23 protein-coding genes are annotated in these 23,456 nt (G+C 62.6%); 10 read left to right on the top strand and 13 right to left on the bottom strand.

Going from position 1 to position 23,456, the window contains the following annotated elements; translation table 11 throughout:
* Positions 1-57: 57 nt before the first annotated feature.
* Positions 58-1,866, top strand: coding sequence for a class I poly(R)-hydroxyalkanoic acid synthase (locus VNZ93_RS20555; RefSeq protein ID WP_325709601.1), 1,809 nt, complete (start codon positions 58-60; stop codon positions 1,864-1,866).
* A 13-nt stretch (positions 1,867-1,879) separates the two neighbouring features.
* Here the strand turns inward: VNZ93_RS20555 and VNZ93_RS20550 are convergent, their stop codons facing one another.
* Positions 1,880-2,008, bottom strand: coding sequence for a hypothetical protein (locus tag VNZ93_RS20550; protein ID WP_325709599.1), 129 nt, complete (start codon positions 2,006-2,008; stop codon positions 1,880-1,882).
* A gap of 180 nt (positions 2,009-2,188) precedes the next feature.
* On the opposite strand from VNZ93_RS20550, the gene VNZ93_RS20545 reads away from it, so the two are divergent.
* Entirely contained in the window at positions 2,189-2,599 is a 411-nt protein-coding gene (locus VNZ93_RS20545) for an MAPEG family protein (RefSeq protein ID WP_325709636.1), read from the top strand.
* A 50-nt stretch (positions 2,600-2,649) separates the two neighbouring features.
* Here VNZ93_RS20545 and argC read toward each other — a convergent pair whose 3' ends face one another.
* Entirely contained in the window at positions 2,650-3,708 is a 1,059-nt protein-coding gene (argC, locus tag VNZ93_RS20540; protein ID WP_325709596.1) for an N-acetyl-gamma-glutamyl-phosphate reductase, read from the bottom strand.
* Positions 3,709-3,988: 280 nt separating this feature from the next.
* Here argC and VNZ93_RS20535 point away from each other — a divergent pair, with 280 nt between their 5' ends.
* Both VNZ93_RS20535 and copM read left to right on the top strand, forming a co-directional pair.
* Positions 3,989-4,333 (top strand): hypothetical protein, encoded by a 345-nt coding sequence (locus tag VNZ93_RS20535; RefSeq protein WP_325709593.1) that lies wholly within the window; start codon positions 3,989-3,991, stop codon positions 4,331-4,333.
* 65 nt (positions 4,334-4,398) lie between these two features.
* Positions 4,399-4,818 carry a CopM family metallochaperone gene (copM, locus tag VNZ93_RS20530; RefSeq protein ID WP_325709590.1) on the top strand — a complete coding sequence of 140 codons (420 nt, stop codon included), beginning with the start codon at positions 4,399-4,401 and terminating at the stop codon, positions 4,816-4,818.
* 57 nt (positions 4,819-4,875) lie between these two features.
* Here copM and VNZ93_RS20525 read toward each other — a convergent pair whose 3' ends face one another.
* From VNZ93_RS20525 to VNZ93_RS20510, 4 genes are all read right to left on the bottom strand, one after another.
* Positions 4,876-5,838, bottom strand: coding sequence for an MBL fold metallo-hydrolase (locus VNZ93_RS20525; RefSeq protein WP_325709587.1), 963 nt, complete (start codon positions 5,836-5,838; stop codon positions 4,876-4,878).
* Positions 5,839-5,917: 79 nt separating this feature from the next.
* Positions 5,918-6,928: an MBL fold metallo-hydrolase gene (locus tag VNZ93_RS20520; RefSeq protein ID WP_325709584.1), complete on the bottom strand. Its 1,011-nt coding sequence runs from the start codon at positions 6,926-6,928 to the stop codon at positions 5,918-5,920.
* Positions 6,929-7,201: 273 nt separating this feature from the next.
* Positions 7,202-7,990, bottom strand: a complete 789-nt coding sequence (locus VNZ93_RS20515) for an FkbM family methyltransferase (RefSeq protein ID WP_325709582.1) — start codon at positions 7,988-7,990, stop codon at positions 7,202-7,204.
* A 19-nt stretch (positions 7,991-8,009) separates the two neighbouring features.
* Positions 8,010-8,549 (bottom strand): DedA family protein, encoded by a 540-nt coding sequence (locus VNZ93_RS20510; protein ID WP_325709633.1) that lies wholly within the window; start codon positions 8,547-8,549, stop codon positions 8,010-8,012.
* 205 nt (positions 8,550-8,754) lie between these two features.
* On the opposite strand from VNZ93_RS20510, the gene parE reads away from it, so the two are divergent.
* Positions 8,755-10,812, top strand: a complete 2,058-nt coding sequence (parE, locus tag VNZ93_RS20505; RefSeq protein ID WP_414710140.1) for a DNA topoisomerase IV subunit B — start codon at positions 8,755-8,757, stop codon at positions 10,810-10,812.
* Between the two features lie 9 nt (positions 10,813-10,821).
* On the opposite strand, the gene VNZ93_RS20500 is transcribed toward parE, so the two are convergent.
* The 4 genes from VNZ93_RS20500 to VNZ93_RS20485 are packed head-to-tail and all read right to left on the bottom strand — an operon-like array spanning position 10,822 to position 14,612.
* On the bottom strand, positions 10,822-12,114 hold the full coding sequence (locus VNZ93_RS20500) for a TRAP transporter large permease (protein ID WP_325709576.1): 1,293 nt from the start codon (positions 12,112-12,114) through the stop codon (positions 10,822-10,824).
* Between the two features lie 33 nt (positions 12,115-12,147).
* The gene (locus tag VNZ93_RS20495; protein ID WP_325709574.1) at positions 12,148-12,678 is read right to left on the bottom strand and encodes a TRAP transporter small permease; all 531 of its coding nucleotides are present in this window, start codon (positions 12,676-12,678) and stop codon (positions 12,148-12,150) included.
* Positions 12,679-12,685: 7 nt separating this feature from the next.
* Positions 12,686-13,681 carry a TRAP transporter substrate-binding protein DctP gene (gene dctP, locus VNZ93_RS20490; protein ID WP_325709571.1) on the bottom strand — a complete coding sequence of 332 codons (996 nt, stop codon included), beginning with the start codon at positions 13,679-13,681 and terminating at the stop codon, positions 12,686-12,688.
* A 25-nt stretch (positions 13,682-13,706) separates the two neighbouring features.
* A complete protein-coding gene (locus VNZ93_RS20485; protein ID WP_325709568.1) occupies positions 13,707-14,612 on the bottom strand; it encodes a fumarylacetoacetate hydrolase family protein in 906 nt (301 codons plus the stop codon).
* Positions 14,613-14,705: 93 nt separating this feature from the next.
* Here VNZ93_RS20485 and VNZ93_RS20480 point away from each other — a divergent pair, with 93 nt between their 5' ends.
* The gene (locus tag VNZ93_RS20480; protein ID WP_325709565.1) at positions 14,706-15,434 is read left to right on the top strand and encodes a GntR family transcriptional regulator; all 729 of its coding nucleotides are present in this window, start codon (positions 14,706-14,708) and stop codon (positions 15,432-15,434) included.
* A 97-nt stretch (positions 15,435-15,531) separates the two neighbouring features.
* On the opposite strand, the gene VNZ93_RS20475 is transcribed toward VNZ93_RS20480, so the two are convergent.
* From VNZ93_RS20475 to VNZ93_RS20465, 3 genes are all read right to left on the bottom strand, one after another.
* The gene (locus tag VNZ93_RS20475; RefSeq protein WP_325709562.1) at positions 15,532-16,515 is read right to left on the bottom strand and encodes a tripartite tricarboxylate transporter substrate binding protein; all 984 of its coding nucleotides are present in this window, start codon (positions 16,513-16,515) and stop codon (positions 15,532-15,534) included.
* 132 nt (positions 16,516-16,647) lie between these two features.
* Positions 16,648-17,814 (bottom strand): 4-hydroxybenzoate 3-monooxygenase, encoded by a 1,167-nt coding sequence (locus tag VNZ93_RS20470; RefSeq protein ID WP_325709559.1) that lies wholly within the window; start codon positions 17,812-17,814, stop codon positions 16,648-16,650.
* A gap of 179 nt (positions 17,815-17,993) precedes the next feature.
* Positions 17,994-19,505 (bottom strand): caspase family protein, encoded by a 1,512-nt coding sequence (locus VNZ93_RS20465; protein ID WP_325709557.1) that lies wholly within the window; start codon positions 19,503-19,505, stop codon positions 17,994-17,996.
* 199 nt (positions 19,506-19,704) lie between these two features.
* Here VNZ93_RS20465 and VNZ93_RS20460 point away from each other — a divergent pair, with 199 nt between their 5' ends.
* The 4 genes from VNZ93_RS20460 to VNZ93_RS20445 all read left to right on the top strand — a co-directional run.
* Positions 19,705-20,709: a tripartite tricarboxylate transporter substrate binding protein gene (locus VNZ93_RS20460; protein WP_325709555.1), complete on the top strand. Its 1,005-nt coding sequence runs from the start codon at positions 19,705-19,707 to the stop codon at positions 20,707-20,709.
* Positions 20,710-20,717: 8 nt separating this feature from the next.
* Entirely contained in the window at positions 20,718-21,743 is a 1,026-nt protein-coding gene (locus VNZ93_RS20455) for a putative zinc-binding metallopeptidase (protein WP_325709552.1), read from the top strand.
* The gene (locus VNZ93_RS20450) at positions 21,740-22,756 is read left to right on the top strand and encodes a D-alanine--D-alanine ligase family protein (RefSeq protein WP_325709549.1); all 1,017 of its coding nucleotides are present in this window, start codon (positions 21,740-21,742) and stop codon (positions 22,754-22,756) included. Before VNZ93_RS20455 ends, VNZ93_RS20450 begins: the two co-directional genes overlap by 4 nt.
* 93 nt (positions 22,757-22,849) lie before the next feature.
* Positions 22,850-23,456 (top strand): DMT family transporter (locus VNZ93_RS20445; protein ID WP_325709546.1); only part of this gene is annotated, 607 nt, incomplete at its 3' end.

The raw sequence follows: 23,456 nt of genomic DNA, 5'->3' as shown, positions 1-23,456 counted from the left end.
CTTGCGGGAGGGCAATACGGTCGCCATGTCGGCCCGTGGAAACGCTCGAGGGAGGCAATGAACAAATTGCCGGATCGACCGGTCGTCGCGGAAACGGGTAGCGTCGATATCGAACGCTTCGCGTTCAATGTCGCGCGCCTGGTCGAACAGGGCGGCAAGACCCTCGCCGCCTATCTCAAGCCGCGCGAGCAAGGCGCGGCCACGATCGATTTTCCCGACCAGATCCGGGACGCGGTCAAGACGCTTGGCCAGGTTCTCGAATACTGGCTGTCGGATCCTCAGCGCGCGGTGGAATTGCAGCGCAGGCTCGGTGCCGCCTATCTCGAATTGTGGGGCAGCGCGGTCCGCCGCATGTCCGGTGAAGAGGCCGAGCCGGTTGTACGAGCCGATCCGAAGGACAAGCGGTTCGCCGACCCGGAATGGTCAAGCAACCAGTTCTTCGATTTCCTGAAACAGGCCTACCTGCTCTCGACGCATTGGGCCGAGCAGCTCGTCGCCGAGGCGCAATCGCTTGATCCGCATACGCGGCAGAAGGCCGAGTTCTATATCCGACAGATCGCCAACGCGATCTCGCCGTCGAACTTCGTTCTGACCAACCCCGAATTGCTGCGCGAGACCTTGTCGTCCAATGCCGAGAACCTCGTGCGCGGCATGACCATGCTGGCCGAGGACATCGACGAGCGCGGCAATCTGAAGATCCGCCAGTCGGACCCGACCATGTTCGAAGTCGGCCGCAATCTTGCGGTGACGCCCGGCAAGGTGATCTTCCAGAACGAGCTAATGCAGCTCATTCAATATGCGCCGTCCACGGAGAGCGTGCTGAAGACGCCGCTCCTGATCGTGCCTCCGTGGATCAACAAGTTCTACATTCTCGATCTCACGCCCGACAAATCCTACATCAAGTGGTGCGTTGATCAGGGCCTCACCGTCTTCGTGATCTCCTGGGTAAATCCCGACCAGCGGCTCGCGCGCAAGGGATTTGCCGAATATATGCGCGAGGGCCCGCTGACGGCGCTCGATGTCATCGAGCAGGTCACCGGCGAGAAAGAGGTGCATGCGGCGGGCTATTGCGTTGGCGGGACGCTGCTCGCGGTGACGCTCGCCTATATGGCAGCAAAGAACGACGATCGCATCAAATCCGCGACCTTCTTCGCGACCCAGGTCGACTTCCGCCATGCCGGCGACCTCAAGGTCTTCGTCGACGAGGAACAGCTCGAGGCGCTTGAACAGCGCATGCGCGAGCAGGGCTTCCTCGAAGGCGCGAAGATGGCGACTGCCTTCAACATGCTGCGGTCCAACGATCTGATCTGGCCCTACGTCGTGAACAATTATCTGCGCGGCAAGGTGCCCTTCCCGTTCGACCTGCTGTTCTGGAATTCCGACGCCACCCGCATGCCGGCGGCCAACCATTCCTTCTATTTGCGCAACTGCTATCTCAACAACGCGCTCACCAAGGGAAAGATGAAGGTCGCCGACGTCACCCTCGATCTGAAGAAGGTGAAGGTGCCCGTCTACAATCTCGCCACGCGCGAGGATCACATCGCACCGGCCAAGTCCGTTCTGGTCGGCTCGAAATATTTCGGCGGCCCGGTGAAGTTTGTCCTCTCGGGCTCGGGCCATATTGCGGGCGTGGTCAACCCGGTCTCCAAGGGCAAATATCAGTACTGGACCGGCCCGAAGCCGACCGGCACCGATGTCGAGGCCTGGCTGAAAAAGGCGAAGGAAACGCCGGGCTCATGGTGGCCGGACTGGCTCGGCTGGATCACCGCGCAGGGTGACGAGCGCGTACCGGCGCGCACGCCGGGCGGCAGTAAGCTGACGCCGATCGAAGACGCACCGGGCAGCTATGTGAAAGTGAAGGCGTAAACGCGCCCCTGCCTCACGCCGCGCCCATGTCGAAATCGACCTTGCCGATGGCGAGATCGTAGGTCGCGCCGACGATCTTGATCCTGCCATCGGTCACCGCCTTGCTCAGGATCGGCCTTGCGCCCCCGAGACGGGAAACCACCAAGGAACCGCCGGCACGAATGCATAAGCATGGCCTCCCCCTGAATCTTTCAGCTGTGGAGCGTACCATGGTGCGCGATGCCCCGATATGACATCATCCGGTTGGTATCGCGCTTTGGCGAAGTCGCGATATATTCGCGTTGCGCGAGGAATCGAACGGGAGGCGACAGTGCTGGGCGAGATGGCGGGCGAACTTTCGAAGGAATTGTTCTGGCTCACGATGACCTGCATCCTGACGCTGGTCATCTGGATCCCGTATATCCTCGACCGCATCAAGGTGCGCGGGCTGTGGGCCACGCTCGACAACCCCACCACGAAGGACAAGCCGCAATCGCCCTGGGCCCAGCGTCTCTATTTCGCGCACACGAATGCCGTCGACAATCTCGTGACATTCGCACCGCTGGTGCTGATCCTGAACACGCTCGACATTTCGACGCGCACCACCGCGATTGCCTGCGCGGTCTATTTCTGGTCGCGCCTCGCGCATGCCATCGTCTATGCGATGGGCCTGCCGGTGGTCCGCACACTGGCTTTCACCGTCAGCTTCCTCGCACAGGCCGTACTGGTCCTCGCGATCTTCCGTATCGTCTGAGCGAAATGGCAGCGCCGCGAAACCGCGGCGCTGCAGGACTGTGGGCCGGCTTATGGGAACAGCGCGATCTGATCGATGCCCATTGTCTCGGGATAGCCCATCATCAGGTTCATGTTCTGGATGGCCTGCCCCGACGCACCCTTCACCAGATTGTCGAGCGCCGAAATGATGATCGCGCGTCCGGGCACGCGATCCCTGGCGACACCGATGAAGGTCCAGTTCGAGCCGCGCACATGCCGCGTCTGTGGCGTCTCGCCGAACGGCAGGACGTGAACGAAGTCGGCCTTCTCGTAGAATTTCAGAAGGATGTCGTGCAATTCCTCCGGCGTGCGCCCTCGCCGGCCCTGCACGTAGATCGTGGACAGAATGCCTCTGTTCATCGGAACGAGATGCGGCGTGAAGCTGACGATGACGTCCTTACCCGCCGCAGCTGAGAATTCCTGGTCGAGCTCTGCCATGTGCCGATGGCCACCGACGCCATAGGCGTGGAACCCCTCCGACACCTCGGAGAACAGCATCGCCTCTTTCGCGGCTCGCCCCGCGCCGGTCATGCCGGACTTGGCATCGATCACGATGCCATCGGTCTCGATCGCCTTGTTCTTCAGAAGCGGCACCAGCGGCAGCTGCGCACAGGTGGTGTAGCAGCCGGGATTTGCGACCAGCCGCGCTTTCTTGATGTCGCGCTTGTGGATTTCGGCAAGCCCGTACACCGCCTCGGCCTGCAATTCGGGGGCATGATGCTCGTGCCCGTACCACTTCGCATAAGCCGCCGTATCGCTCAGCCGGAAGTCGGCCGACAGGTCGACCACCTTCGTCTCGGGCGCGGCGGCCAGCAGCTCCTTCAACACCTTCTGGGTCGTGGCATGCGGAAGCGCACAGAAGACGAGATCGAGGCCAAGCGATTTCCAGTCGAGCCCGTCGATGGACACCAGCGTCGGCAGATCGAATGGCGAGAATTGCGGAAAAACGCTCCGCATCTCCTGGCCGGCCTTGCGGTCGGCTGTGAGCAGCGCGATCTCGGCGCGCGGGTGGCGAACGAGCATGCGCACCAGCTCCGAGCCGGTGTAGCCCGACGCACCCAGGATGCCGATCTTCGCTTTCGTCGCCATGTGTGTCTCCGCAAGGCGGTCTGTTACCGCCGGGTTCTTAAGTCGCCGGTGAAGCCTTGGAAAGCGCGGATTTGGCTGGACAGGGCCGCGGCTCCAGAGGCTCGCGGCAGGGATCGGATCAGACCAACGGACCCGTCCCGGCCGCGGAGGCGGCACGGCGGCGGCGGAACGTTGTGGGCCTGATCGTCATGATGCGGCCATATAGGATGCGACAGTCTTGCGGTCAATTCCGCGACGCACCTGAGTTTCAGCCGTCGCCGACCTGGCATATGACCATCGCATGACGCGGACCATGGCCATGCTGCGCCTGTGCTTCATCGTGCTGTTCGGGACGATGGCGGTCATGCATGGGCCGCTCATGACCTTCTCCACGGCGCATGCGGCCGAGCACGGGCAAGCTGAATGGTCCCGTGACGCGACGCCGGACTGCCACGAGGACGAGGCTCCTCCGGCAAGGCACGCTCAGTGCAATGCGTTCGCCTGCTTCATGGCGGTCGAGCCGATCGGGGTAACGGCGCGTCCGCTCCATCGCATCCTGTTCGCGGTCATGGCCGCAGCGCCGGCCGCCAGTCTCGATCCGGTGCAGACGACCCCGGCACTGCCGCCTCCCCGCATCCTTGGCTGACCGATCGAGATCATCGTCCCGCGCGCGGCACGGCCGGCGCGCATGATTCATCTTTGGAGACATCAATGAGAACGAAAGTCATCGTCGGCCTCGCGGCCGGCACCCTCGCGCTTGGCACCGCGCTCGCCTTTGCGCAATCGCACCAGCACCACCGCCATGGCGCACCACAAAAGCCTGCCGCAGCGGCAGACCACTCCGCCCATGACAGCAGCAAACCGAAAGGCGATGCCGGCCCGTCAAGCCTCGCCTTTCATGCGATCAACGCGAAAATGCATGAAGGCATGGACATCACCTTCACCGGCAATGCCGATGTCGATTTCGTACGCGGGATGATCCCGCATCATCAGGGTGCGGTGGACATGGCAAAGACGGTCCTCGCCTTCGGCAAGGATCCGCAAATCCGGAAGCTCGCCGAGGAGATCGTCAAGGCGCAGGAAAGCGAGATCGCAATGATGCAGGCCTGGTTGAAGCAGAACGCGAAATAGTCTGCCGAAAACGAAACCGCCCGGTGCAGGCCGGGCGGCTTTTCATCGCGAGGCTGCTCAAACCGGGACAAAGCTGTAGCCGTTGCCCGCCTTCTCGATCCGGCCCAGCGCCGGGAACGGCAGATGATAGCCCGACATCGGCATCTTCTCGGCCGCAAGCATGTCGTAGAGTTTGCGCCGCGTCGCGACTGCTGTCGGCCCGTCCATGTCGCCGCCGGCGACCCAGTCCGGATTGCGAACAAACACCGTCGCGACGCCGGATGTCACATCGGCCTGCACAAGAAACTTGTCGGATCCCGACGAAATCACGAACGACGTATGGCCGGGCGTGTGACCGGGCGTAGCGATCGAAGTGATGCCGGGCGCGACCTCCTTGCCGGCCTCGAACTTCGTCAGATTCTTGCCGGGGATCACGCTGAACACGCGGCGGACATTGGCGTGCCCGTTGCGCAGGTTCGATCCTTCCGCCGCCTTGTTCATGTTGGCGTCGTCGAGCCAGTAATTCCATTCGTCGAGCGGCACCGTCACCTCGGCATTCGGAAAGGCCGGCGTGCCGTCCGCCGTCACCAGGCCGCCGATATGATCGCCATGGAAATGCGAGATGATGATCTTTTCGACCTGCTTAGGATCAAATCCGGCAGCGGCGAAATTCGCAGGCATCTGCCCTGTGCCAGCCGGCAACGTGCGCGGACCGTTGCCCGTATCGATCAGGATCAGCTTGCCGCCAGTCCGGATCGCAAGCGGATGGAACGCCAATGAGACTTCGTCGCGCGGCAGTTTGTCCGCGGCCAGCGCGTCCTGGAATTGTTCGAGGCTCGCACTGCGTGACGGGCTCGCGGTGAGCTTTCCCGGACGGGCGCCGTCGAACAAGGCGGTGATTTCGATGTCGCCGACCTTCGTGCGGCGGAAACCCGTGCCAGCGGCGGGAGCCTCTGCCCGGGCCGTCGAGAGTTGGGTGCCGCCAGCCAGAGCAATCGCCGCAGCACCGCCAAGCACGTGGCGCCGTGTCAGATGTGTCATGACTTCCTCCCTTGTGGGTTGGACTTCGCACCTCAAACACAAAGGCCGCCCTTTCGGGCGGCCCTTGCCATCGCTCATCTCAGAGCGTCGAACTCCACTGCACCATGTGCTCGCGGTAGCCGGTCGGCGTCTTCTCGATATACGCCGCGGCGGGGAACGGATAGTGGAAGCCCTGCACCATCATCTTTTCCGCGGCGAGCATGTCGTAGACCTTGCGCCGCGTCGCCTCGGCCTGCTGCGGGTCCTGATCGAACATCAGATGCCAGCCGGGATTGCGCGCAAACAGATACGGCACGTGCGTCACGTCGCCCTGCACGAACAGAGACTTGTTGCCGGACGAGACCACCTGCGAGTTATGGCCGAGGGAATGACCGTTGGTCTCGACCGCGGTGATCCCCGACACGATCTCCTTGCCCGGCTCGTAGGGCTGTACGCGTTTGGCGATCTCGGGATTGCCGAAGATGCGGCGATTGTTCTTGAACAGGCCGGCCAGGCGTTCACTGCCCGAGGCCTTGCTCATCTCGCCGTCGTCCATCCAGTATTTGTGCTCCTTGGCCGGCACCTTGATCGCAGCATTGGGGAACGCCACAGAATTGTCCTTGCGCAAGAGGCCGTTCACGTGGTCGCCGTGGAAATGCGAAATGATCACGGTGTCGACCGCCTTCGGATCGATGCCCGCCGCTGAGAGATTGTTGATGAAGTTACCGGCCGTGCCCTTGCTGGTCTCGATGCCGGCCTCGCCGAAGCCGGTGTCGATCACGACAAGGTTCTTGCCGGTATTCACCACGATCGGTGTGTAGGTATTGTTGAAGATCTCGGTATCGATGAAGTTCGCCGCCAGTTGCTTCTTCACCTCTTCGGTCGGGACATTGGCGACGAAGGTGGGCGGCAGCTTGAAGCGGACGACACCGTCCGACACGACCGAAACCTCTGTGTCGCCGACCTTGTAACGATAGAAATTGGGCGCCTGCTTGCCGATCTGCGGCGCTTCGGCGCGCGCGGACGACATCCACGAAAATTCGCCCATCATCGCGGCTGCGGATGCGGTTACAGCACCACCCAGTACCGTGCGGCGTGTCAGTTGGCTCATCTGTTCCTCCCTGGATCGGCTGACCTTCGCTCTCATTCCATCGGCCAGACCTTGGGCAGACCTTACCGCAGCGGGTTGAACCGTGGAACGTCGCAGCGCACAAAGACGATGGTCACCTAAACACCGGTGACGCCTTGTTATTCCCGGACTCTCGACTTTCATCTTTCGAAAAAGGCGTGCCCGGCGCTCAGGACGCGGTCGCCTGAAGGCCGGCGCTGACGTGATCAAATAAGGCGACGCAGGTGACGAGGCTCTGCCGCCATCGTGGCAGAGCTAACTCTCGATGCCCGGAATATTCGTGAAATAGTGATCGATATATTCGGTCTTGAGATAGCGATAGCCGTGCCGCGCGAACAGCGCCTTCAACTCTTCGAAGCGATCCGAATAGAGCTCGACCTGGGCATAGCATCGGTTGTCGCGCAGCGTGCGTTCCATGCCGGCGAGCGCGTGAAACTCGGAGCCTTCGACATCCATCTTGATCAGGATGGTCTTGCCCGAGAACGCGAACACGTCGTCGAAGCGGATCTGCCGCACCACGTGCGAGGCGACGCCGGGCGCTTCTTCCGGCGGCTTGTCCGGATGCGCGATCCAGGACTCGCCGCGGTTGTGACTGCCGGCTTCCATCAGCACGACCTCGCTCGCCTTATCGCCGACCGCCTCCTCGACGACGCGGATCCGGTCCTGCAAGTTGTTGGCAGCGATATTGGCGCGCAGGCGGGCGCGATTGCCCGGATCGGGCTCGAACGCGATGATCTCGCCGCCCAGATTCTTCATCGCCAGCAGAACCGAATAGACGCCTGCATTGGCGCCGATGTCGAGAAAGCAGGCGACGTCCTGCGTGCGGCAGATCGCGGCGAAGTCTTCGAGCTGCGCCGCCTCCCAGATCGCATTGATGGCGATTTCGCGGTCGATCAGGTCGGTCGTGTCGACAACGAAGCGCGCACCCTGCGCGCGCGCCACATAGGGCACCCGTCCCAATCCGCGCATGGCCTGATCGTAAAGGCTGCGGAGCTTTCGCTCGAATGCTCCGATCGGATGACGAAATGTGGGGCCGATGGTCATATGGCGGAGCGATACCCGTTCAGTCGAACCACGGTGCCAGCCCGAACCATTTCGCAATCCCCATGCCGACATCCCCGAAGGCCAGCAGCACATAGGCCCACACCAATGCCGAAAGCACATTGGCGGACTGGAATTTCCAGTAATCCATTTCCAGGATACCGGCGATCAGGGGCACAACGGCGCGCAGCGGACCGAAAAACCGGCCGATGAAGATGCCCGGAATGCCCCATTTCTCCATGAAGGCGTGCCCACGCGGCAGCATGTCGGGGTGGCGCGATAACGGCCACATATGGGCGATGCGGTCCTTGAAATGAAATCCGAACCAGTACGAGACCCAGTCGCCGGCGGCCGCCCCCGCCGCGCCCGCGAGCCAGATCGGCCAGAAGACCAGCCCGGACGCGTTGATCAGGGCGCCGATCGCAACCAGCAACGCCCAGGCCGGAATGAAAAGCGAGATAAAGGCCAGCGACTCGCCAAATGCGAGCGCGAACACGATCGGCAACGCCCACCAGTGATTCTGGCGAACGAAATCGATGACAATCTGCGAGTATTCCTGCATCCGGTTTGTGACAGGCCCGACGGGGGCCATGGTCTAGCCCGCCCGAGGTTAATGTTCCAGCCGCACGACGGTAAAATCGTCGGCAAGCCTATGCTGTTTCAAGGATTCGCCACGGGCGTGGCATAGTGACCGCTTCCCTCGATTCGAGCACCGCACTATCAGCCCACGATCAAGCATGGCCAAGACGACCAAGCAAACCCGGACTGTGAACAAGAACGCCAAGGCCGAGAAGAAGACTCACAGGTCCGACGATCTTTTCGCGGCTGCACCGGCTGCCAAAAAGCGGGGGACTGCGGGACGCGCTTCGGCCGCGCGCGGGGGTGACGATAGCGGATACACCGCCCATCACATCGAGGTGCTGGAGGGTCTGGAACCCGTCCGCCGCCGCCCCGGCATGTATATCGGCGGCACCGACGAGAAAGCGCTGCATCACCTCTTCGCCGAAGTCATCGACAATTCGATGGATGAGGCGCTGGCCGGCCACGCTACTTTCATCGAGGTGGAACTCGAGGCCGACGGCTTTATCGCGGTGACGGACAACGGGCGCGGCATGCCGGTCGATCCGCATCCGAAATTCCCGAAAAAGTCTGCGCTCGAAGTCATCATGTGCACGCTGCATGCGGGCGGCAAATTCGACTCGAAGGCTTACGAGACCTCGGGCGGCCTTCATGGCGTTGGCGTCTCGGTGGTGAACGCGCTTTCGGAAAAGGTGGAAGTCGAGGTCGCGCGCGGTCAGCAGCTCTACCGCATGACCTTTGCGCGCGGAAAGCCGAAGGGCGGGCTGGAAAAGCTCGGCAAGGTCGCGAACCGCCGCGGCACCAAGGTCCGCTTCAAGCCTGATCCGCAGATCTTCGGCGACAAGGCGAAGTTCGATCCGGCGCGCCTGTTCCGCATGACGCGGGCCAAGGCCTATCTGTTCGGCGGCGTGGAAATCCGCTGGTCGTGTGATGCCTCGCTGATCAAGGACGATACGCCGGCCGAAGCCGTGCTGCATTTTCCAGGCGGGCTGCAGGACTATCTTTCCGCCTCGATCGAAAGCGCGACCCGCGTTCATCCCGACATCTTCGCCGGCGGGTCCGAGAAGAAGGCCGGCCACGGTTCGGCCGAATGGGCGATTGCATTCGTCGCCGACATCGACCCATTCGTCTCCTCATACTGCAACACGATCCCGACCCGCGACGGCGGCACCCATGAGAGCGGTCTGCGCACCGCGTTGTTCAAGGGTCTGCGCGACCATGCCGCCCGCACCAATCAGGAAAAGCGCGCCGCCGTCATCACCAGTGACGACGTGATGGCCGGCGCCTGCGCGATGATCTCGGTCTTCATCCGCGAACCGGAATTCCAGGGCCAGACTAAGGACCGGCTCGCGACACCGGAGGCGGCACGCGTTGTCGAACAGGCGATCCGCGATCCGTTCGATCACTGGCTCGCCGGCAATCCGATGCAGGCGAACAAGCTGCTCGACTTCGTAATCGAGCGCGCCGAGGAACGCGTTCGGCGGCGCCAGGAAAAGGACGTCGCGCGCAAGAGCGCGGTGCGCAAGCTGCGCCTCCCCGGCAAGCTTGCCGACTGCACGAACACTGCGGCACAGGGCTCCGAACTGTTCATCGTCGAAGGTGACAGTGCCGGTGGCTCCGCCAAGCAGGCGCGCGACCGCGCCTCGCAGGCTGTGCTGCCGCTGCGCGGCAAGATCCTCAACGTCGCCTCGGCCGGCAAGGACAAGCTCGCGCAGAACCAGCAACTCGCCGACCTGATCCAGGCGCTCGGCTGCGGCTATGGTTCGCACTATCGCGAGACCGATCTGCGTTACGACAAGATCATCGTGATGACCGACGCCGACGTCGACGGCGCGCATATCGCATCGCTGCTGATCACCTTCTTCTACCGGCAGATGCCAAAGCTGATCGAGGACGGCCATCTCTATCTCGCAGTCCCTCCCCTGTACCGGCTCTCGCATAACGGCAAGACCTTCTACGCACGCGACGAGAAGCATCGCGACGAGCTCCTCAAGAAGGAATTCCACGCCAACGCCAAGGTCGAGATCGGCCGCTTCAAGGGCCTCGGCGAAATGATGGCGGGGCAGCTTAAGGAAACAACCATGGACCCCAAGAAGCGAACGCTTCTGAAGGTCGTGCTGCTCGATGAGGAGAAATCCGGGACCGCAAAATCGGTCGATCAGCTGATGGGCACAAAGCCCGAAGCGCGCTTCGCCTTCATCCAGGAGAAGGCCGAGTTCGCAAGCGAAGACATGCTCGACGTGTAGCGCCCGCCGCTACTTCAGCCCGAACATGTGCGGCACGAACAGCGTGATCTGCGGAAACGCGATCAGGAGCAGGAGCACGATCGCGAGCGGCAGGCAGAACAGCCATATTTCGCGGTTGATGTCGCGCATCGGCACTTTGGTCAGCGACGACAGCACGAACAATATGAGCCCGTAGGGTGGCGAGATGATCGCGATCATGAAGTTGACGATCACAACGACGCCGAAGTGAACGAGGTCGATGCCGAGCGCCTTGACCGTCGGCAGCAGAACCGGGACGAAGACCAGCAGCATCACTGCGCCGTCCAGCACCGTGCCGAGAACAAGAAACATCACGTTGACGAGCAGCATGAAGGCGAGCGGCGAGAGGTCCAGCGACGCGATCCAGCGCGACAAGCCCTCCCCGATCCCTTCATTCGTAATCGCGTAGTTCACGATGAACGAGCTGATGAGCAGCAGCATCACCACCGCCGATTGCCGCGACGACTCGCGAAAGGCCTCGACGATCCCCGCAAAGGTCAGGCTGCGGTACCAGACCACGCCGATCAGGATCGCCCAGAATGCTGCGACCGCGGCCGCTTCGGTGGGCGTGAACACACCGCCCCAGATGCCGCCGAGCAGAACCACCGGCAGCGTCAGCGGCACGAAGGCCTGCCCGAATGCCTGGGGCATGAGCCGCAGCGGCACCGGCTCGCCGCGGGGCAGATTGCGCCGCTTCGCGATCGCAAGGATCAGGATCGAGATCGACAGCGCCATGAGGAGGCCGGGCACGATGCCGGCGAGAAACAGCGCCCCAATCGAGGCCCCCGAAATCAGCGCATAGAGCACCATCGGGATCGACGGCGGGATCAGCGGTCCGAGCAACGACGAGGCCGCAGCGACCGCGACTGCAAGGCCGCCCGGATAATGGCCCTGCTTGCGCATCATCTTGATCGCGACCATGCCCGCGCCGGCGGCGTCGGACGCCGCGGAGCCGGTCATCGATGACATGATCAGGTTCGTCATGACCGTGACATGCCCATGCCCTCCCGGCAGACGGCCGACGATCGCATTCGCGAATGTCCACAGCCGCTCCGAAATGGTCGAGGCATTCATGATGTTCGCGGTCAGGATGAAAAGCGGGATCGCGAGCAGCACGTTCAAGGTGATCGTCGAGTTGAGCGTCTGATCGACCAAAAGGCCGATGTCCTGCTTGCTGACCCACAGATAGACGATGCCGGCGGCGAACATCGACAGGACGATCGACAGCCGCAGCGCCGCCGCGACAACGAACACGATCAGCAGTGAGATAAACGGCCAGCTCATCGGATCATCACGGCAAGGCTGGCGCGCATCGTATCAGCCGATCACATTGGGTGCGGCGGGCGGCACATCGTCCTCCACCTCTTCCCGCCAGTGCGAGCCGAGAAGCGTGACGAACTTTGCGGCGAGCCGGACGATCACCATCGCGAAATAGATGATGAAGCAGATGTAGACGAGGTCGAGCCGCCATTCGAGCGCGGAGGTCTGCTCGCGCCACAGGAACATCACGTAATCGACGATGGTGGGGAATGCGACCGCGAACAGGATGCCGAACAGCCCGGTCTGGAGCAGGCCGACCACGCGCTTTCCACCTGGTGGCAGCCGTTCCCACAGGATATCGAAGCCTACGTGATCGCTCTCGCGGTTGACGAAAGCGTCGGTCAAGAACATGCACCAGAGAAACACGATCATCGCCAGTTCGTCGGACCACGCTATCGGCGCGGAGAACACGTAGCGTGCGGTGATGCCGGCGAGATAGATCAGGAAAACGACAAGGAACATGGCCGTCGTCACCCACTCCGCGACGATGCGGAACCGGGTGGCGATGGCTGTCAGTTTCTCGCGCAAGGCGGGCCTATTTCGTATCGGCGATGCGCTGGGCGAGCCCGGCCCGCCACTTCTGCGAAATCCCCGCCTCCGCATATTGCTTGTCGACGGATGCCTTGAAGGCCGCGAGATCGGGCTCGGTCACCTTGAGGCCCGCCTTCTTGAAGAACTCGACGAGTTCCTTCTCGTCCGTCAGGCGGCCCTTGTCGTTGAACTCAGCGGCACTGCGCGCATGCTTGCGCAGCACCTCTTGCTGGGCGGGCGTGAACTTGTCCCACACCGGCTTTGCGATCGCAAAGGCAACCGGCTGCACCAGATGGCTGGTCAGGACGAATTGCTGCGAGACTTCCTGCAGGTTGTTGTAGCGCGCGAGCGCGAGCGGATTTTCCTGCCCGTCGATCGCCCCGCTCTTCATCGCGAGATAGACTTCCGGCATTGCCATCGGGGTCGGCGTGACACCGAGCCCGCGGCCGAGCGCAGTCCAGCCCGCGCCCGGCGGCATGCGTAGCTTCACGCCGGCAAGGTCCGCCGGCGTCTTCACCTCGCGGAGCTGGCGCAGGTTCACCTGCCTTGTGCCGAGATAGATGAAGTCGATGATCTGGATGCCCATCTTGGATGCGACCGCGGCGATGTATTCCTTGCCGATCGGGCCATCCATCACCTTGCGCATGTGGTCATAGTCGCGGAACACGTAACCGCCCGAGAAGATGCCGTATTCGGGCAATTGCTGCTCGATCTCGAATGTCGTCATCGTGCTCATTTCGAGATTGCCGCGCTGGATCGCGGGCAGTTCGGTGCCCTGCCGGAACAGCGAGGAGTTCGGATGCACCGAGATCGCGATCTGACCGGGCAGGTCCTTCTCGACATTCTCCTTGAACTGGTAGAGCGAGCGCGCCAGCCAGTCCTGCTCGGCGCCGGCAGTGGAGATGCGAAACTGGATCGGCTGTCCCTGCGCGAATGCAACGCCGGGCGCCGAAAGAGCAAACGCGGCTGCTGCCGCCATCATGGTCCGTCTGGTGATCATGTCGACACTCCCTGTGTTGCGCCGTTCACCCGATCAGCGGCTCCTGAACCGTCACCGACAATGCGCCAATGCCTTCGATCTCCGCCTCGACGCGGTCTCCGACCGAAAGGAAAGTCTGCTTCGGCGCACCGACGCCGGCCGGCGTGCCGGTCAGCACCACGTCGCCCGGATCGAGCGTCATGATGTGCGACAGGATTTCGATCTGTTCCGCGATCGAGAAGATCATGTCGGTGGTGCGTGCATCCTGTTTGACGGCGCCGTTCACCGACAGCTTCAGGCCGATATTCTGCGGATCGGAAATCGCGGATGCAGGCACGAAGCGCGGCCCCATCGGGCAGCAGGTGTCGTGCGCCTTACCGGCAACCCAGTCGAGCTTGTAGAAGGTTTCGGGCGCGCGGTTGTGGTCGCGCGCGGAGAAATCGATGCTGACGGTGTAGCCGGCGATATGAGACAGCGCATCGGCGGCCTTCACCGCCCGCGCCTTGCGGCCGATCACGGCGGCGAGTTCGATCTCCCAGTCGAATGCCTTTGTGCCAATCGGCATATGCACCGTCGCTCCCTCTCCGACCACCGCATTGCGCGGCGGCTTGAAGAAGAAGAACAGACGCTGCGCCTCCTTGCGCGTATCGGGGACGCCCATCTCCTTGAGGTGGTCGTAGTAATTCGCGCCTGCGCACAGCACCTTGCCCGGATAGAGAAGCGGCGCGAGCCGCGGCGTGCCGGCAGGGATGCGATCTTCGGCGCGCACGAGCGTCGCCGCCTTGTCGAGCGCGGCCCGCGAACGGTCCCAGTCTGAAAACAGGTCGACGACGGTCGCTGCGCCCGGAAGGCCCGCCCGCGCCAGCGAGGGCTCCAGCCGGTAGAGTTCGCCACCGACCTCCAGGCACGCCGTCGGTCCGTCCAGCGCCACGGTTACGAGCGACCAACTCATCGACACCGTCCCCCCATTGTCACCGCCGCCGGCGGAATTTATAAATTCGAGTGGATCAAAATTTATAAATTCTGTCAAACCGTCCGACGACCGATGCAAGACCCCGCCCTCACCTTTGGCCTCGAGCCGCGTTCGGAAGCTGAGCGCGCCTACCAGACGCTGCGCCGGGAAATCCTGAATGGCGAGTGGATTCCGAACGAACGGCTCCGCCCGCAGGCTCTGCAGCAGCGCTTCGCGCTCGGACTGACGCCGATCCGGGAAGCCCTGATGCGGCTCGCGGTCGACGGACTCGTGCTCGGCGAGTCGCAACGCGGCTTCCGCGCCTGCGGCGTGTCCTCGGAGGAATGGCACGACCTGATGTCGGCGCGCCGCGAGCTGGAGCGCAGCTGTCTCAGGCGCGCGATCGAACGCGGCGGCGCGGACTGGGAAGCGCGCATCACCGACGCAATGGAACAGCTCGCACGCACCCCGCTTCCCAGGAGCGCGAGCGACCGCAAGGCCGCCGAGCTCTGGGAGGTGCGTCACCGCAACTTCCATTTCGCCCTGGTGTCAGCCTGCGGATCGTCGTGGCGGCTGCGCTTCTGGAACACGCTGACCGATCATTCCGAACGCTATCGCAAATTGCGCCTCCTGCGCCGCAAGGAGAGCGCGGCCAAGGTGCGCGATGCGGTCGGCGACCACCGCGCGATCATGGAGGCGGTGCTGTCACGCGACAGCGCGCAGGCGGCAAAGCTGATGGATGCTCACCTCGCGACGACCGAACAAGCTATTGCGGGATTGCTGAAGCTTGCAGCCGAGCACGGCGGAATGGCTGCGAAATAGCGCTCGCAAAGCAAAACGCGAGACGATTGCTCGCCTCGCGTCAGTGGAAAACGGTACTGCTTGTCGTTGCGTTCCGGGCACCGCCCGTGTTGCGCTTCTAGTTTGCGAATTTCAGATTGCCGGCCTTGATCACCTCGGCCCACAATTTCTGCTCGTCGGCGATGATCCTGGAAAATTCATCCGTCCCGGACCCGCGCGGCACCACCGCCATGCCGCGCAGCTTGCCGGTCACCTCGCTGTTCATGATGACGGCATTCAGTTCCTTGTGCAGCTTGTCGACGATCGCCTTCGGCGTCCCGGCCGGCACGAAGAAGCCGCTGAACAGACTGACATTCACATCCGGAAAACCGGATTCCGTCATGGTCGGAACGTCGGGCAGATCGGGGAAGCGCTCCTTCGCCAGCACCGCAAGCGCACGCATCTTGCCGCCCTGCACCTGCGAGACCAGCGGCGGCGGATCGACGACGGTCATCGCCGCGTTGCCGGAAATCACGCCAAGGATCGATTCCGCAGAACTCTTGTAGGGGATCGCGGTGCCGTTCGCGCCGGATCTCAACTTGAACAGCTCGGACGGCAGCGTGAAGGCCGGCGACGACGTCGCGTAATTCGCCTTTCCGACATTCGCCTTGGTCCACGCCACGAGATCCTTTGCTGTCTTGGCCGGATGGTCCGCGGCGACCGCAAGGAACAGCGGGAAGTCGCCGATCATTGTCACCGGCGTGAAACTCTTCAGCGTGTCGTATTCGGTCTTGTAGATCAGCGGTCCGATCACCATCGCGCCACTGGCGCCGACGAGGATCGTGTAGCCGTCGGCCGGCTCGCGCGCGACCTGTTCCGCCGAAAGCCGTCCGCCCGCTCCCGGCTTGTTTTCGATGACGACAGTCCAGCCGGTCCGCTTCTGCAATTCATTCTGGATCAGACGGGCAAAGATGTCGTTGCCGCCGCCGGCAGCGAAACCGACCACCATGCGGATCGGCTTGTTCGGAAACGAAGCTGCGGGGTCCTGCGCGGAGGCTACCCCCGCGGTTAGCCCGAGCGTCAGTAACGCAAGCGACGCCCGAAGGCCCCACCGAGTTGCCATGCCAACCTCCCTGTGCGGCCTTGTCTCCGGCAGACTCTGCCGCGCGGCCCTTGAACTCCAACCATAACGGTCGGGCCATGGGACGCGCAAGCATGGGCTGTTCTGCGCGCAAGGAGCGCGGGAGGTCGAAACCTAAGCGATGGGCAGCCCGGTATATTGTTCGGCGAGCGAGGTCTGCGCCGCCGTCGAGTGGGCGATGTAATCGAGTTCCGCCAACTGGCGGCGGCGATCGAACGGCACCTCGTCCGGGAAAAGGTGGAAGATCTGCGTCATCCACCACGAGAAGCGCTGCGCCTTCCAGATCCGGTCGAGACAGGTTTGCGAATAGCCCGCCAGCAGATCGCTATTGTTCTTCTTGTAATAGGAATCGAGCGCGCGCGAGAGCATACGCACATCCGCAAGCGCGAGGTTCATGCCCTTCGCGCCGGTCGGGGGCACGATATGCGCGGCGTCGCCGGCGAGGAACAGCCGGCCGGTCTGCATGGGCTCGCAGACAAAGCTGCGCATCGCCGTCACGCCCTTCTGCAGGATCTTGCCCTCCTGCAGCTTGCGCGTGCCACCGAGCCGCGTGTGCAGTTCCTCCCAGATGCGGTCGTCGGACCAATTGTTCACATCCTCGTCGTAAGCGACCTGGATGTAGAGCCGTGACAGCGTCGGCGAACGCATCGTGTAAAGCGCAAAGCCGTTGTCGTGATAGGCGTAGATCAGTTCGTCGTCCGGCGGCGGCGATTCCGACAGAATGCCGAGCCAGCCGAACGGATATTCGCGATCGTAGAAGGTCAGCGTGCCTGCCGGGAAACTCGGTCGGCAGATGCCATGGAAGCCATCGCAACCGGCGATGAAGTCGCAGTCGATGCGCTGCTCCTTGCCACCCTGACGGAAGGTGATGGACGGCTTGTCGGTTCCGATATCGTGGACCTTCGTGTCCTCGACTTCGAACAGGATCTGCCCGCCATCGGCGAGTCGCCGCGCGACGAGATCCTTCACCACTTCCTGCTGGCCGTAGATCGTGATTCCCTTGCCTACCAGCTTGCGGAAATTCAGATGATGAGTTGCGCCGTTGAAGCAGAGATGATTTCCGTCATGGAACATTCCCTCGCGCGCCATGCGCTCGCCGACGCCGGTTTCGGTCAGCATGTCGGCGGCCCATTGCTCGATCAGGCCGGCGCGGATGCGCTGCTCGATATATTCGCGGCTGCGATTCTCGATGATGATCGACGAGATGCCGTTGAGATGCAGCAGGTGCGACAGCATCAGCCCGGCCGGGCCTGCACCGATGATTCCGACTTGTGTGCGCATGAACGATCTTGATCCTGTAAAGGCACTTTCGCGCGCGTGTTAACGAGCTTCGCAGACGCGGCAAAGACCGTTTTGCAGGAACCGATAGCACAGATGCGGTCGTCCGGGCGCAGGCCCGGGAGGATGTTCCGGAGGCCCCCGCTTTCGCCGGGGCGACGTCGATCGAGACGCGTCTGCGCTTACCGATTGCCGCGCGGGTCCGCCCTGAAGGTCTTGACCTCGGAGGTTGTACCGTCGCGATAGGTCAATTCAACCGACATCACCTTCGTGCTCGCAGGCAGCTTCATATAGGACTGGGCGTTGTTCGGTATCGAGGACGGATCGCGCGGATCGCAGGGCGGGATCGCAAGCTTCTTGTCCGGCACCGTCGAGTCGATCCCGATCTTCACCTCGCGGATCGCGCAGCGATACGAGAGGAGGTGCGTGTAATAGACCATCAGCCCGTTGAACTCGCGGAAGGACAGCCAGTTGCTCGACGTCATTTCCAGAATCTCGCGCTGGCTGCGTTCGAGCGCGCCTGCCGGATCGAACTTGATCGGAAACGGCTCCGCCCACTGCCCGCGCTCGTCCGCATAGCGCACATAGATCGTGCCCTCCGGCGCATCCGCGTCGAGCTGGATCGACGGGTTGGGCATGCGTTTGCGTGTGCGCGGATCGAGGGTGTTGAGGTGACCGGTCTCCTTGAAGTTGCCGCTCTCGCCGAACCGCCACGAGATCGCGGTGACCGGATCGGCGAACGAGAGCGTCACCGACCAGCCGCCATTGTGGCGCATGAAGCTCGCCAGAGGTGCATTGAGCTGCTCGGGCTCGCTGCGGCGGCTCGGCAGCGGCGACGGCTGGACCGGCGTCACCGCTGCGACCTGCTGCGGCACCGTCTCTTTCGCCTTCGCTGGATCGAGCGTGCCGTTCAGTACGACGTCGCCGACGATCTCGTCGTAATAGGCCGGGCGCTGCGCGTGCTTGTACTTGCGCGCGAGCTCGGTAACGTTTGCCTGGGTGCGCTTTGCGACCTGCACCAGCGAAAGGCCCGGCGTCTCGAGTTCCTTCACGAAGAAGCGGGTGAAGACCGAATTGGGATCCTTGTCGTCATCCGAGGTATAGTCGAGCGCTGTCTGGTTCTCCGACGCCGAATAGATCACGAAGGCGCCGTCCTCGCTCATCGCCGCAAGGCCGCCACCGCCGCGGACGCTGCGGGTGCCCGCGCGCTCGAACGGATTGTTGCGACACGCGTCAAGCACGACCACGGTGGTACGCGCGCCCTTGGTCTTGACCCGCTCCATGATGCGTCGTGCGAGGAACGAGTTCTCGTGAACCTTCTCCTCCTCGCCGTCGAGCGCCAGCGGCACGTCGGTCGGCAGCAGGTAGTTCTCACCCTTGATCTGGAAGCCGTGCCCCGCAAAGAAGAAGAAGGCGGTGTCGCCCGGGCCGAGCGCGCGCTCGAAGGCCGTCAGGCTGTTGCTCATGCCGCGCCGGTCCTGATTGGTCGCGGCGATGACCTGGAAGCCGAGTCCCTTCAGCGTCTTCGCCACGCGGTCGGCGTCATTGGCTGCCTTCCGGAGCGGAGAAACGTTCTGATAATTGTCGTTGCCGATCACGAGCGCGACGCGCTTCTGCGCCATGACGGGCGACACCATGGCCGGCGACACGGACAATGCGAGGCCGAGCACGGCCAGGAATAATATCCGTTTCATCGAAGCGCTCCCCCCTGACTGGCAGGCAGTATCCAAGCCCGGGCATACCGGTCAGCCATTGTCGCATGAGGCGACCATCCGGTTCAATTTGGCGACCGAACCAACCCCGTCCGCAAGAATTGTGACCATGCGGAATCGCAGCTATCAATGGTGCCAATGTGAAAATTGGCTGTGAAGTCACGATGGCGGGAGGACGGGAATGACGATGGGAGCGAAGCGCTCGCGGACCACACGAAGGGGATGGCTCGCAGCAGCACTCGTCGCCCTGCCGTTGCTGGCTGCAGCCGCGCCCGCCTGCGCGCAGACGCCGGCCTGGCCGCAGCGTGCGGTAAGATTCGTATTGCCCTTCGGGGCCGGCAGCGCGACCGACGTCGCCGCACGCCTGATGACCGAAAAGCTGCAGGCCAAATGGGGCCAGCCGGTTGTGATCGAGAACAAACCCGGCGCCGATGGCCTGCTCGCCATCAACGCGTTCCTGCAGGCCAATGACGACCACACCCTGCTCTATTCATCGAGCGCCTCGTTCATGGCGCACCCCTATACGCTCGACAAGATGCCCTATGATTTCGTACGCGACATGACGCCGATCGCGCGCGTGACCGATACGGTCCTGACCGTCAACGTGCCGGCGTCGTCCGCCAACAGGACGCTTGGCGAGTTCGTCGCGGAAGCGATGGCGCGGCCGGGCAAGCTCAATGTCACCGGCGCGCCAGGCGTTCCCGATTTCACGCTCGACTATTTTATCAAGACGCGCGTGCTAAAGGTCCAGAAGATCCCGTTCAAGAATATCGTGGAGGCGGCGACCGCCCTCGCCGGCAACCAGATCGACTTCCTGCTTACGTCGGCCGCAATCGTGCAGCCGCTTGCGAGCGCCGGAAAGATCCGCGTCCTTGCAGTGACAAGCCGCGAGCGCGCGTCGTTCGCTCCGGACATTCCGACCGTCCATGAACTTGGCTGGGGCGGCCTTGCGGTCGAGACGACCGCGGGACTCTATGGTCCGAAATCCATGCCGCTCGCCTTGCGCGAACGCATCGCACGCGATGTCATCGACGTCATTTCCGACAAGGCCATCGCCGACAGGCTGCTGGCGACCGGCCAGGTCGTCAATCCCGGTGGACCTGCCGAACTTGCCGCAACCATCAAGGAGCAGTCGGAACTGACTGCGCGGATTGCAAACGTGCTTGAGCTCAAACCGAAGAACTAGCTGACGCGATGCGCCGCAAATATGCATGGACTTCGCTGCCGGATGACAAGCTCCTGAAGCTCAGGCTCAAGGACCTGAAGCTGACGATCGAAGGCACCTGGCTCGAAGACTGCATGGACGATCTGCAGGCCGAGCTCGAGGAACGCAATCTGCGCATCCGCCCTCATGTCTGGCTGTCGGACGAGTGGTTCAGCCCCGATACGACACCCGGCATCGCCATCCCGTTCTATCTCGCGCATCCGCGGCTGATTCGCCTCGAACGCAAGATGATCATCGACGTCGAAGGCGGCACGCGGCACGAATGCATGCGCATCCTGCGGCACGAGACCGGCCATGTCGTGCAGAATGCGTTCAAGCTGCAACGCCGCCGCCGCTGGCAGCAATTGTTCGGCCGCTCATCGACGCATTACCCGCGCTATTATCGGCCCAATCCGGCGAGCAAGAACTACGTCCAGCATCTGCGATTGTGGTATGCGCAAAGTCATCCCGACGAGGATTTCGCGGAGACCTTTGCGGTCTGGCTCAAGCCGCGCTCCGACTGGAAGAAGCGCTATGCCGGATGGCCCGCCCTTCGCAAACTCGAATATGTCGACGAGGTCATGAACGAGATCGCCGGCCAGCGCTCGCAATTGCCGCGCGGCGCCGCCGTCCATCCACTCAGTCAGATCGACGTCACGCTTGCCGAGCACTACCGCAAGAAGAAAGCGTTCTACTCGGTGAACACGCCACGGACCTATGATCGCGAGCTGCATCGTATCTTTTCGACCGATCCGAAACACCGCACGGCTCCCACCGCGGCGTCTTTCATCCGCCAGCATCGCTCCTATTTTCGCCAGACGGTTGCGCGCTGGACCGGTGAATATCAGCTCACACTTGACTCTCTGCTCGATGATATGATCGACCGTTGCCGCGAGTTGAAATTGCGCGCTTCGGGTCCGGAGCGGCAATTACTTACGGATTTCACTGTTTTGTTAACGGCAAAGACGGTTCACTCGCTCTATAGTCCGTCGCGCCGACAATGGTTCGCTCTATGAAAAGAACCCGCGTTCTGGTGTTGCTGCATCCGGAACAAGTCCCGCCCGACTCGATCAAAGGTTACAGCGAGCAGGAAATCCTCGCTTTCAAGACGGGCTATGACATCGTCAACACGCTGAGGAAGGCACGACATGAAGTGCGCGTGCTCGGCGTGCAGCATGAATTGCGCCCGATCCGCGCCGAGATTGACTCGTTCCAGCCCGACATCGTGTTCAACCTGCTGGAGGAATTTCACGGCGAGCCGGCCTATGACCAGAACGTCGCGAGTTATCTCGAACTGATCCGCATTCCCTATACCGGCTGCAATCCGCGTGGATTGATGCTGTCGCGCGGCAAGGACCTGTCGAAGAAGCTGCTGCACTATCACCGCATTCCGGTGCCGGCCTTCGCCGTCTTCCCGATGCACAAGAAGATCAAGCGGCCGCCGCGCCTGTCCTTCCCGCTGATCGTGAAGAGCCTGAGCGAAGATGCGTCGCTCGGCATTGCGCAGAAATCGATCGTCGACAACGACGAGAAGCTCGCCGAGCGCGTCACCTTCGTTCACGAGAAGATCGGCACCGCGGCGATTGCGGAGCAATATATCGATGGGCGCGAACTCTATGTCGGTGTCCTCGGCAATGACCGCATGCGCGTATTGCCGATCTGGGAGCTGGAATTCGGCGACGCCGCAAGCAAGATCGCGACCGCGAAGGTCAAGTTCGACGTCAAGTATCAGGAAGAGCGCGGCATCCTGCAGGGACCGGCGATGGACCTTGCGCCGGACGTGTACAAGCGCATCCAGAACCTGACCCGCCGCATCTGCCGCACCCTCGAACTCGATGGCTATGCGCGCATCGACTTTCGCCTATCGGCCGATGGTATCCCGTATTTTCTGGAGGCCAATCCGAATCCCGAAATTGCGCGCTACGAAGTCTTTGCCGAAGCCGCAGCTTATGACGGGATGAAATATTCGGAGATGCTCCGGCGCATAATCGCCCTCGGCATTCAGCGCGCACGCGCTAAAGCGCGTTAGTAAAGCGATCCTGCTCTGCGCGGAAACCGGGTGGCCTTCGCGGCACGATGCAGGCATGGTGTGGCCTGATCGATCCTTTTGCTGTCCGACATCATGAACAAACCGACCGGCCACATTGACCGGACCGACGCCGCTTTGCTCGTATTCCTGTCGCTCCTGTGGGGCCTGGGCTTCGTATTCGCAGGCGTCGCGCTCAAGGAGCTTCCGCCCGTCACGGTCGTATTCGGCCGCGTCGGCTTCGGTGCGTTGTTTCTGCTGCCCTTGGTGCTCCTTTGGCGGGTCGACCTGCCGCGCAGCATGGCCGGCTGGGCTCCCTTCTTCGTCATGGGGGTTCTGAACAACGTCGTACCCTTCGCGCTCGTTGCCGCCGGTCAGGCAATGACGACAACGGGCTTGATGTCGATCATCAATGCGACGACGCCGCTTTTCACCGCGCTGGTCGCGGCGGCCTTCGGCGAAGAGAAATTGACAACGCACAGACTTGTCGGCGTGCTGATGGGCCTCGCCGGCGTCGTCATCCTGCGCGGCGCAGGATTCGACCTCGCATCGGCGCAAACCGTCGGCATCCTTTTGTGTCTCGGCGCAGCGCTGTCTTACGGCTTTTCCGGTCTTTGGGGCCGTCGCATGCTGAAGGGCGCGTCGCCGCTGACATCGTCATTTTGCCAGGTGGCCAGTTCAAGTGCAGTCCTGCTGGTGCTGG

Source organism: Pseudorhodoplanes sp., assembly GCF_035565795.1.
Lineage (GTDB): Bacteria > Pseudomonadota > Alphaproteobacteria > Rhizobiales > Xanthobacteraceae > Pseudorhodoplanes.
This window is presented reverse-complemented; position numbering and strand designations above follow the sequence as displayed.